Genomic DNA, 8,241 nt, shown 5'->3' with positions numbered 1-8,241 from the left:
GGGGGAGGTATAGGCGGCGGGGGTCATGGGGGCGGCGGGGGTGGTGGGTGTGCTGCGGGAGCGCCACCACCCGTGCAGGCCGAGCACGCCCAGGGTGGCGAGCAGGAGTCCGCCGGCGACCTGGAGGACCGTCATGACCTGCGGGTACACGCGCACGAGGGTGGCGACGCCGGCGAACGCGGCCCCGAGCCACACCGTGAGGCCGGCGACGATCCCCAGCGCGGTGGCCACGCCGTGCCGCCGTCCGGCGAGGGCGCGTTGGAGGACGACAACGACGTCGGGTCCCGGCGAGACGACCGCGATCGCCCACACGCCGAACAGGCCGAGGAGCTGCGCCGCGGTCACGCCGCCGATTCCATCGCGAGGAGCCGCTGCTTGGCCGCGATCCCGCCGCGGTACCCGCCGAGCCCGCCGTCCGAGCGCAGGATTCGGTGACACGGCCACACCAGCGGGAGCGGGTTCGTGGCGCAGGCCGTGCCCACCGCGCGGACCGCGCCGGGCCGGTCGAGGGCGGCGGCGATCTCCCGGTAGGTCGCGGTGCGGCCGTAGCCCACCCTCGCCAGGTGCTGTTGGACCTCCCCGGGGAAGCCCGTCGCGAGGCGGGTGTCGAGGGGCAGGTCGAAGTCGCGGCGGTCGCCGGCGAGGTACTGCCCGATCTGCTCCGCGGCGGCGTCGAGGACCGGCGAGGCGGCCTGTGCCCGCAAGACGCGCGGACCGACGCGGGTCGCCAGGGTCGCCAGGACCGCGTCGGCGTCCTCCACCTCGAACGCCACGTACACCAGGCCTAGCGGCGTCGCGGCCAGGAGCAGGCCCCCGATGGGCGAGTCGACGGTCCGGTAGACGACGTCGACCAGGCCCTCGCGCTCGGCGTCGCGGGCGAGGCGGTCGCGGAGCCGGCCGGTATCGGCGGGGGCGGCCCGCAGCGTGGCGATCGCGGGGTCGGTCGTAGCGTGTTCGGTCATGGCGCGACCTCCTGTGACTGTGGCTGTGACCGGGTGAGTGTCCTGCGCAGGGCGGCGATCCCGTCGGCGGTAGCGCGCCGGGCCGCGGCCTCGGTGCCGCCCGTGAGTTCGGCGATCTCGGCATAGCGGAGACCGCCCAGGTACCGGTACGCCACACAGAGGCGCTGCCGGGTCGGCAGAGCGGCGACCGCGTCCCAGATGTGGACGTCGACCTCGTCGTCGTCGATTCCGGGGGCACCGCCCGATCCACCCGAGCCACCCGCGCGCACACCGCCCGGTCCCGGGGCGCGGGCGTCGAGGACGGCGATGTCATCGGCGGCGCCGGTCGGGACCGCGGTCCGGGACGCGCGGCGGACCACGTCGACCGCGCGGCGGTGCGCGACGCGGACGAGCCACGCCTCGACATCGGTGTCCTCCGGCAGCTCCGGCCACGCCCGCAGCGCCGACAGGAACGTCTCCGACCACGCGTCGTCGGCGTCCGGGCCGGGCCCCAGGACCGCGCGGCAGACCCGCAGCACGGTGGTCCCGTGCCGGTCGACCGCGGCGTCGAACGCTGCCCTCATGTGTGTAGATCCTGCCCTCGTCGGTGATCGCCGTCCCGCGCACCCCGCCCCCGGCGGGGCGGCGGGAGGCGCGCGTCGATGAGTAGTCGCCGGGCGCCGCAGATTCGTGAGGTCATAGTGTTCCCAATCCGGCGCGGGGCTCGCATACTGGTGCTCACCGCCCGCCTCCCGGGGAGTTCCCATGCTCGGTTCCCGTACGCCCGCACGCCCCTCCGGCCGCCGCCCCGCGCTCGGATCCACACGCCGATCAGCGCGGTCGCGGCTGGTCGGGGCGCTGGCCGCGCTCGCGCTGGCGGTCCCGCTCGCCGCGGCGGCGGTGTCGGCGCAGGCCGCGGGCGACCTCGCGCCGCGGGCGCACGCGCAGTCCCCGCTCGACCAGCTCAGCCCACTGGCAGGTCAGCTGGGCCCCCTGGCGGGCCAGCTCGGCCCGCTCGCCGACGCGCTGCGCGACGCCGACCCCGCCGGGGAGCTGGGGCCGTACGTCACCGAGGCTCTGAACGGCATCAACGGGCCGATCGGCGCGCCGGGGCCGCCCGCCGCCGTCGACGCGCCCGTGACGTGCCGCCCCACGCCCGCGCGACCGCGGCCGGTGATCCTCGTGCACGGCACCTTCGACAACGGCGCCAACACCCTGCCGCGGCTCGGCGAGCCGCTGCGTCGGCAGGGCTTCTGCGTGGTCGCCCCGACCCTCGGCGCCTACGCCGGCAACCCGGCCCGCGGCGGCCTCGACTCGATCGTCGCCGCGTCGGGCCCGCAGCTGGCCGGGGTGATCGACCACGTCCGCGCAGTGACCGGGGCGCCGCAGGTCGACCTGGTGGGCTACTCGCAGGGCGCCGCGATCGCCGGCTACACCACCAAGGTGCTGCGGCCCGGCGCGGTGGCGAACGTCGTCTCGGTGGGCGGTTACTGGGGCGCCGACAACAGCGGGCTCATCCCGCATCAGCTGCCGCGCGAGATCGCCGGCCTCGGCCTGTGGGCCGCCAACCTGCGGGGACTGGCCGAACTGTCACCGGGCAGCCCCATGCTCGCCGCCTGGTACGGCCTCGACCGCACCCCGTTCCTGCCCGGCGTGGGCTACACGCTCATCGCCACGCGCGGCGACCACCTCCTGCCGCCCGAGCGCAGCTTCGTGCCCGGCCCGGGCGTGCGCTGGGTGGTCACCGAGGACGCGTGCGGCGGCGGGCCGAACTCGCACGGCGGGATGGTCGTCGACGGGCGGACACACGCGCTCGTCGCCGGGGCGCTCGGCGGGGCCGCGGGCTGCTGACGGGGGCGGGTCAGGCGGAGAAGAGCGCCGTCTGATCAGCGGCGCTCACGCTCGTAGTGCTGGTACAGGTCGTACGCGTGCCGCAGCCCGAGGCCCGGGTGGGAGACGCGCAGGCGCCGCACGGCGTCGATCTCCCCCGACGATCCGCGGATCGCAGCGGCGACCTGCTCGGGTCGGATGGCCGCGGCGATCCGCAACGACCGCTCCTCGTTGCGTCCGCCCAACCACCAGCGGTGCGCGGCCCCGCCCAGCAGGAACACGGCGATGGCCGCCCACAGCAGCACGTCCATCACGCTGGGCGAACCGGAGGCCAGCTGGGCCGCCGCGATCACCAGCGCACCGGCACCGCCGGCCGCCGTGGCGACCACGTACGCGATCGTCGCCCCACCCCGCGGGCGCCTCAGGTGTTCGGCCATCGCGTCAGCGGCCTGCGACGACGACTCCAACGGACCGGGCCACGTCACGAGTGCAGCTCCTCGTCGTCGGAACCCTCCCCGGTCACACCTTCTCCGGCGCCGCCACCGGGCGCACCACCCCCGCCGCCCGCGAGGTGACGCTCCACCCGATCCACCTTTCCACGCAGCTCGCCGGAGCGGCCCGGCCGCAGATCCGCCTTGAGCACCAACGACACCCGCGGCGACACGGCCAGCACGGCGTCGGTCGCGGCGCGGATGACGGGCATGACCTCGTCCCACTCGCCCTCGATGGTCGTGAACATCGAGGTCGTCTCGTGCGGCAGACCGGACTCGCGGACCACACGGACCGCCTCGGCGACCGCCCTGCTCATGGACGCCGACTCGTCCGTGGTGGACGTGGGGGCGACGGAGAAAGCGAACAACATGGCATCACCGTAGACCCGCCGCGCCGGATCGTGCAGATTCCGGGCACCCGACGAAACCTACGTCACAGACGCGAGACCGTCTGCGGCACACCCGGCGTGTACCCCGCCTCGGTGAGCAGCTCCCGCACGCGCGGGATCACCTTGCGGCCATACAGGTCGATGCAGGTCATGAGGTCCTCGTGCGGTGTGGGGCCGCTGGCGTACTTGAGGTCGAAGCGGTCCAGGCCCAGTGTGCGGACCGTGGTGGCGATCTTCTGCGCGACCGTCTCCGGCGAGCCGACGTACATGGCGCCCGAGCGGACCTCGCGGTGGAAGTCGGCCTCGGTCGCGTCGCCCCAGCCGCGCTCGCGGCCGATCTGGTTGCGGTTGACCAGCCAGTGACGCACCGACAGTTCGGCAGCCTTCGCGTCGGTCTCCGCGACGAAACCGGGCGAGTGCACGGCGATCGGCAGGCGCGGCGCATCGGTCCCCGCGAGCTGGGCGTTGGCCTCCCGGTACAGATCGGCGAACGGTGCGAACCGGCCGGCGGGCCCGCCGATGATCGCCAGCATGAGCGGCATCCGGTAGCGGGCCGCGCGGACCACGGACTCCGGGCTGCCTCCCACGGCGATCCACGCGCTGAGCCCGTTTTCGGTCTTGGGGTATACGTGCTGGTCGACCAGCGGCGGCCGCAGCTCGCCCGACCACGTCACCGGTCCCTCCGGCAGCAGCGCCGCGAACAGGTCCAGCTTCTCGCTGAACAACTGCTCGTACTGGGACAGGTCGAAGCCGAACAGCGGGAACGACTCGGTGAACGAGCCGCGGCCCAGCACCACCTCGGCGCGGCCGTTCGACAGCGCGTCGATGGTGGCGAAGCGCTGGAAGACGCGGATCGGGTCGTCACTGGACAGGACGGTGACCGCCGAGCCGAGGGTGATGCGCTCGGTGCGCGTGGCGATGCCGGCCAGGACCACGTCGGGAGCGGAGACCGCGAAGTCGGGGCGGTGATGCTCGCCGATGCCGATCGCGTCGACGCCCACCTGATCGGCGAGGACGGCCTGCTCCACCACGTCGCGCAGGACCTGCGCGTGGTGGACGGGCCGGCCGTCGCGGTCGACCGTGGTGTCGCCGAAGGTGTCGAGGCCGAAGGCGACGCGGGGCTGTGGTCCGGGGGCTGCGGTGCTCATGCGTTCGCTATAGTTGATCCATCATCTTGCTTTGGCCGGACGGTACGCCGCGAGGGCGCGGGGCAGGCCACTTCCCCACGGCCGGTGGCCACGTCCCCGCCCGCAGCGCGGACCCGTGCGGCACGCCATAACTCGTTGTCCTGGTGGGTGCGCCTCGCCGCGCACCGCGCGAAGGGGTTCGTATGACCGCGCCTACCAATCGCCGTGATCGGCGCGCTCCATGCTCGACACGCCCCGGCATCAGCAACAGGTCGCCTACTTCATGTATGAACACGACATGCGTACCCGTGAATTACCCCGAGGACTCGCCCGCGCCCACGGACCCGCCCTCCGGCCCGAGGTGACGACATGACACCCGCGGCGCCGGCCGGCACCACCTCCCCGCGGGGCGACCGGCGGCGCGAGGCGCTGCTCGCCGCGCTCGACGACCGCCTCAAGACCACCGCGCTGGACGACATCTCGGTGGCCGACCTCACCGAGTCCGCCGGCATCACCCGGTCGGCGTTCTACTTCTACTTCGACTCCAAGGCCGCCGCGGTGGGCGCGCTGCTGGCTATGGTGCAGGACGAGGCGAACGCCGCCGTCGAGACCGCGGTGCGCGGCGAGGGGGAGTTCCGCACCCGGGTCACCGCCGCGCTCGAGCGGCTGACCGACCGGGTCCTGGACAAGGCTCACATCTACCGGGCTCTGCTCACCGCGCGCAGTAAGCACGCCCAGACCCGCACCCTGTGGGACGACGGTCGCCGGGCCCTCGCCGTGCAGGTCGCCGAGTTCCTCCGCGCCGAGCGCGCGGCCGGCCGGGCCCCGGAGGGTGTCGACGCCGACGCGCTCGCCGAGGGGCTCATCCACATAAACGAGACCGTCCTCGAGCAACTGGCGTACGACCCGGGCCGCACGCGGGAACCGCTGCTCACCGTCGCCGCGGACATGTGGGTGCGCACTGTGTACGGCCGCCCGGACCCCGCAGTGGACCCCGGGGCCGATCCGGGGAGAACCGCATGACAACGACCGTCGACGTCGCCGTCCCTCGCCCCGCCTGAGGTGTGATCTGATTCACACCTATCAATAGTTGACACGTCACAGGGCCCGCCCTATCGTTGGTGACACAACAACAAGACAGCGTCCGGCGTCAACCGGACCGATCCCACAAGGAGCCACCATGACCGCGAGCCTCAACGACCTGACCGGCACCTGGTCCCTCGATCCCACGCACACGCGTCTCGGGTTCGTCACGCGTCACGCGATGATCACCAAGGTGCGCGGTGCCTTCAACGACTTCACGGGCACCGTCACCGTGCCCGCGGAGGGCATCGAGGGCGCGAAGGCCGAGGTCACCATCAACGCCTCGTCGATCGACACCCGCAACGCCGACCGCGACGGCCACCTGAAGTCCAATGACTTCTTCGACATGGAGAACCACCCCGAGATCACCTTCACCTCGACGAAGATCGCCCCTAACGGTTCGGGTGGCGTCGACGTGACCGGCGACCTCACCATCAAGGGCACCACCAAGTCCGTGACCATCCCGTTCGAGTACGAGGGCACCGCCACCGACCCGTTCGGCAACCAGCGCGCGGGCTTCGAGGGAACCACCACCCTCAACCGCACCGACTTCGGCCTGACCTGGAACGCCGCGCTCGAGACCGGCGGCGTGCTGGTCTCGGAGAAGGTCACCCTCGAGCTGGAGATCTCGGCCATCAAGAACGCCTGATCCGCCCCGGCGTCGGAGCCGGACGCCACTACGCCACCCAACGCCCGCCCCGGCATCGACCGGGGCGGGCGTTGGTGTGGCGTGAGAGGGGTGCGCCGGACCCGACGGCCTAGGTGACGACGACGAGGACCGCCGTGTGTGTGCCGTCTCCGTCCTCCCAGGTCCCGCTGAGCGTGCCCGGGGAGCCGATCAGCGGACGGTCGGCCTCGGCGTCGTTCTCCTCGTTGACGACGCGGAGGACCCGCGGGCTCGCCTCGGGGGACTGCCCGAGCCCGTCGCCGCCGCCGCGGATGTTGACCGGGGACGGCGTGACCGTGCCCTCCTCGACCAGCAAGTGGTCGGCGGCGGTGTCGCGGTGGCTGATCACGCGGCAGACCTCGGTCACGTAGACGGGGTCGGCGGGGGCGTCGTAGACCCAGCGCCGACCGAGGACCGAATGCTCCGTCGTCCCGACGAGCGCGTCGGCGGCGTCGGACAGCTCGGCGCCCCGGTAGGTCACGGGGACGTGATAGGTCTGTGAGCCGTCGGAGAGCAGGAACGACTCCATCCCCACCTCGCCGTCCGGGTCGACGAACCGGTAGGCCGTCACCTGCTCGAGGCTCTCGGGATCACCGTCGAACCAATCCTGGCGACGGACCCACCCACGCAGCAAGTCCAGCTTGCCCGGGTCGAGGACGGCGTCATAGATCTCGGCGGCTCCACTCATGCGCTAAGCCTCCCCGAAAGCACCCGGTCCGGCAAACGATCGGAGCTCCGGGTGTGGGAATGAAGAAGAATTCGTACTCGCGGCATTTTCCCTGGGCAGCGGCCCTGCACGTCCGGCCGGTAGCCACGCCTGCGTGACCATCGTCACAGCCAGGGCGCCTGTCGACCGTTACGGTGAGCCCCATATCGCCGGGGAGATCCTCCGGAATCCCGATAGGAAGGTGTGACGCATATGAAGAAGACCATCGCTGTCATCGGTTCCGCCGCCGCCCTGTCCTTCGCCGGTGCCGGGCTCGCCTCGGCTCAGAGCGCCGTCCCCGGTGTAGACGCCGGTTCGCTCGGCGCGGGTGAGACCGTCGAGACCCCCGCCGAGGTCTCCGCCATCGCCGAGCAGCTCTGTGGCACCATCGACGCCTACGACTTCCTCGGCTCGGCCGAGGGTGTGGTGCCGGGCCTGAGCGGCGAGGACTGCGCCGCCAACGCCCAGCTCGCCGTGGACGCCGCCTTCTCCGGCGACATCCAGGGCGCGATCGACATCCTCCAGGGCATCGAGGCCGAGGTCCCGGACGAGGACGAGGCCGACGGTGACGACGCCGTCGAGGACGAGGTCGTCGATCCCGCCGCCGGCACCGAGCCCGCGCCCGGCGCCGATGCGTGAAGCGCGAGCTCGTGACTGTCTGATCGGCTGATCGGACTTCCGGCCCCGGCCCCCGCGAGGGAGCCGGGGCCGCGTCATGTCCGGCGGCTGCCTAGTCTCCCGCCTGCGGATCCGTGGCCGCGACCGCGGCGAGCATCGCGTGGTCGATGTGCCCGGGCTCGGTCGCGTTCATGAATTCGGCGATGATGCGCTCGACCGCGGCCGGGTCCTCGACGTGCGGGTATGGCCCGCCCGATGCCGACCGTCCCGACCGCTGTCACGCACGCGGCCACGCCGGGGATCGCGTCCGCGGCCGCTGCCGCCGCCGTCGACGGTGCATACCGCGAACCGGTCGGGGCGCTCGCGGGCTACGTCCCGGGCGACTGGTT

The 8,241-nt window shown here is 72.8% G+C and carries 11 protein-coding genes; 4 read left to right on the top strand and 7 right to left on the bottom strand.

Annotated features, from left to right (window positions below):
* The 3 genes from DPA01S_RS15540 to DPA01S_RS15530 form a co-directional block, all read right to left on the bottom strand.
* Nucleotides 1–345 (bottom strand): LysE family translocator (locus DPA01S_RS15540; protein WP_157076988.1); only part of this gene is annotated, 345 nt, incomplete at its 3' end.
* A complete protein-coding gene (locus DPA01S_RS15535) occupies nucleotides 342–962 on the bottom strand; it encodes a methylated-DNA--[protein]-cysteine S-methyltransferase (RefSeq protein ID WP_061917725.1) in 621 nt (206 codons plus the stop codon). The genes DPA01S_RS15540 and DPA01S_RS15535, both read right to left, overlap by 4 nt.
* The gene (locus DPA01S_RS15530; RefSeq protein WP_061917720.1) at nucleotides 959–1,525 is read right to left on the bottom strand and encodes an RNA polymerase sigma factor; all 567 of its coding nucleotides are present in this window, start codon (nucleotides 1,523–1,525) and stop codon (nucleotides 959–961) included. The genes DPA01S_RS15535 and DPA01S_RS15530 overlap by 4 nt, the downstream gene beginning before the upstream one ends.
* Before the next feature lie 181 nt (nucleotides 1,526–1,706).
* Between DPA01S_RS15530 and DPA01S_RS15525 the strand changes: the two genes are divergently transcribed.
* Entirely contained in the window at nucleotides 1,707–2,792 is a 1,086-nt protein-coding gene (locus DPA01S_RS15525; protein WP_061917716.1) for an esterase/lipase family protein, read from the top strand.
* A 35-nt stretch (nucleotides 2,793–2,827) separates the two neighbouring features.
* On the opposite strand, the gene DPA01S_RS15520 is transcribed toward DPA01S_RS15525, so the two are convergent.
* The 3 genes from DPA01S_RS15520 to DPA01S_RS15510 form a co-directional block, all read right to left on the bottom strand.
* Nucleotides 2,828–3,256, bottom strand: coding sequence for a hypothetical protein (locus DPA01S_RS15520; RefSeq protein ID WP_061917713.1), 429 nt, complete (start codon nucleotides 3,254–3,256; stop codon nucleotides 2,828–2,830).
* Nucleotides 3,253–3,633 (bottom strand): MTH1187 family thiamine-binding protein, encoded by a 381-nt coding sequence (locus tag DPA01S_RS15515; protein WP_061917710.1) that lies wholly within the window; start codon nucleotides 3,631–3,633, stop codon nucleotides 3,253–3,255. Before DPA01S_RS15515 ends, DPA01S_RS15520 begins: the two co-directional genes overlap by 4 nt.
* A 62-nt stretch (nucleotides 3,634–3,695) precedes the next feature.
* Nucleotides 3,696–4,799 carry an LLM class flavin-dependent oxidoreductase gene (locus DPA01S_RS15510; protein WP_061917707.1) on the bottom strand — a complete coding sequence of 368 codons (1,104 nt, stop codon included), beginning with the start codon at nucleotides 4,797–4,799 and terminating at the stop codon, nucleotides 3,696–3,698.
* Between the two features lie 348 nt (nucleotides 4,800–5,147).
* Here DPA01S_RS15510 and DPA01S_RS15505 point away from each other — a divergent pair, with 348 nt between their 5' ends.
* Together DPA01S_RS15505 and DPA01S_RS15500 are read left to right on the top strand one after the other, a co-directional pair.
* Complete coding sequence (locus DPA01S_RS15505) at nucleotides 5,148–5,801, top strand: TetR/AcrR family transcriptional regulator (RefSeq protein WP_061917704.1); 654 nt, start codon at nucleotides 5,148–5,150, stop codon at nucleotides 5,799–5,801.
* A gap of 157 nt (nucleotides 5,802–5,958) precedes the next feature.
* Nucleotides 5,959–6,510 (top strand): YceI family protein, encoded by a 552-nt coding sequence (locus DPA01S_RS15500; RefSeq protein WP_061917701.1) that lies wholly within the window; start codon nucleotides 5,959–5,961, stop codon nucleotides 6,508–6,510.
* A 109-nt stretch (nucleotides 6,511–6,619) separates the two neighbouring features.
* Here the strand turns inward: DPA01S_RS15500 and DPA01S_RS15495 are convergent, their stop codons facing one another.
* Nucleotides 6,620–7,216 carry a maltokinase N-terminal cap-like domain-containing protein gene (locus DPA01S_RS15495; protein WP_061917699.1) on the bottom strand — a complete coding sequence of 199 codons (597 nt, stop codon included), beginning with the start codon at nucleotides 7,214–7,216 and terminating at the stop codon, nucleotides 6,620–6,622.
* Nucleotides 7,217–7,447: 231 nt separating this feature from the next.
* On the opposite strand from DPA01S_RS15495, the gene DPA01S_RS15490 reads away from it, so the two are divergent.
* Nucleotides 7,448–7,873, top strand: coding sequence for a hypothetical protein (locus tag DPA01S_RS15490; protein ID WP_061917697.1), 426 nt, complete (start codon nucleotides 7,448–7,450; stop codon nucleotides 7,871–7,873).
* Nucleotides 7,874–8,241: the final 368 nt, after the last annotated feature.

Origin of the sequence: Dietzia papillomatosis NBRC 105045, assembly GCF_001570845.1 — a bacterium.
Taxonomy (GTDB): Bacteria; Actinomycetota; Actinomycetes; order Mycobacteriales; family Mycobacteriaceae; genus Dietzia; species Dietzia cinnamea.
The sequence above is the reverse complement of the archived record's forward strand: the minus strand, read 5'-3'. Positions and strand labels throughout refer to the sequence as shown.

Coding starts and splice junctions, on each gene's coding strand:
- DPA01S_RS15535 (WP_061917725.1), bottom strand. CDS start 962: ATGACCGAACACGCTACGACCGACCCCGCGATCGCCACGCTGCGGGCC.
- DPA01S_RS15530 (WP_061917720.1), bottom strand. CDS start 1,525: ATGAGGGCAGCGTTCGACGCCGCGGTCGACCGGCACGGGACCACCGTG.
- DPA01S_RS15525 (WP_061917716.1), top strand. CDS start 1,707: ATGCTCGGTTCCCGTACGCCCGCACGCCCCTCCGGCCGCCGCCCCGCG.
- DPA01S_RS15515 (WP_061917710.1), bottom strand. CDS start 3,633: ATGTTGTTCGCTTTCTCCGTCGCCCCCACGTCCACCACGGACGAGTCG.
- DPA01S_RS15510 (WP_061917707.1), bottom strand. CDS start 4,799: ATGAGCACCGCAGCCCCCGGACCACAGCCCCGCGTCGCCTTCGGCCTC.
- DPA01S_RS15505 (WP_061917704.1), top strand. CDS start 5,148: ATGACACCCGCGGCGCCGGCCGGCACCACCTCCCCGCGGGGCGACCGG.
- DPA01S_RS15500 (WP_061917701.1), top strand. CDS start 5,959: ATGACCGCGAGCCTCAACGACCTGACCGGCACCTGGTCCCTCGATCCC.
- DPA01S_RS15495 (WP_061917699.1), bottom strand. CDS start 7,216: ATGAGTGGAGCCGCCGAGATCTATGACGCCGTCCTCGACCCGGGCAAG.
- DPA01S_RS15490 (WP_061917697.1), top strand. CDS start 7,448: ATGAAGAAGACCATCGCTGTCATCGGTTCCGCCGCCGCCCTGTCCTTC.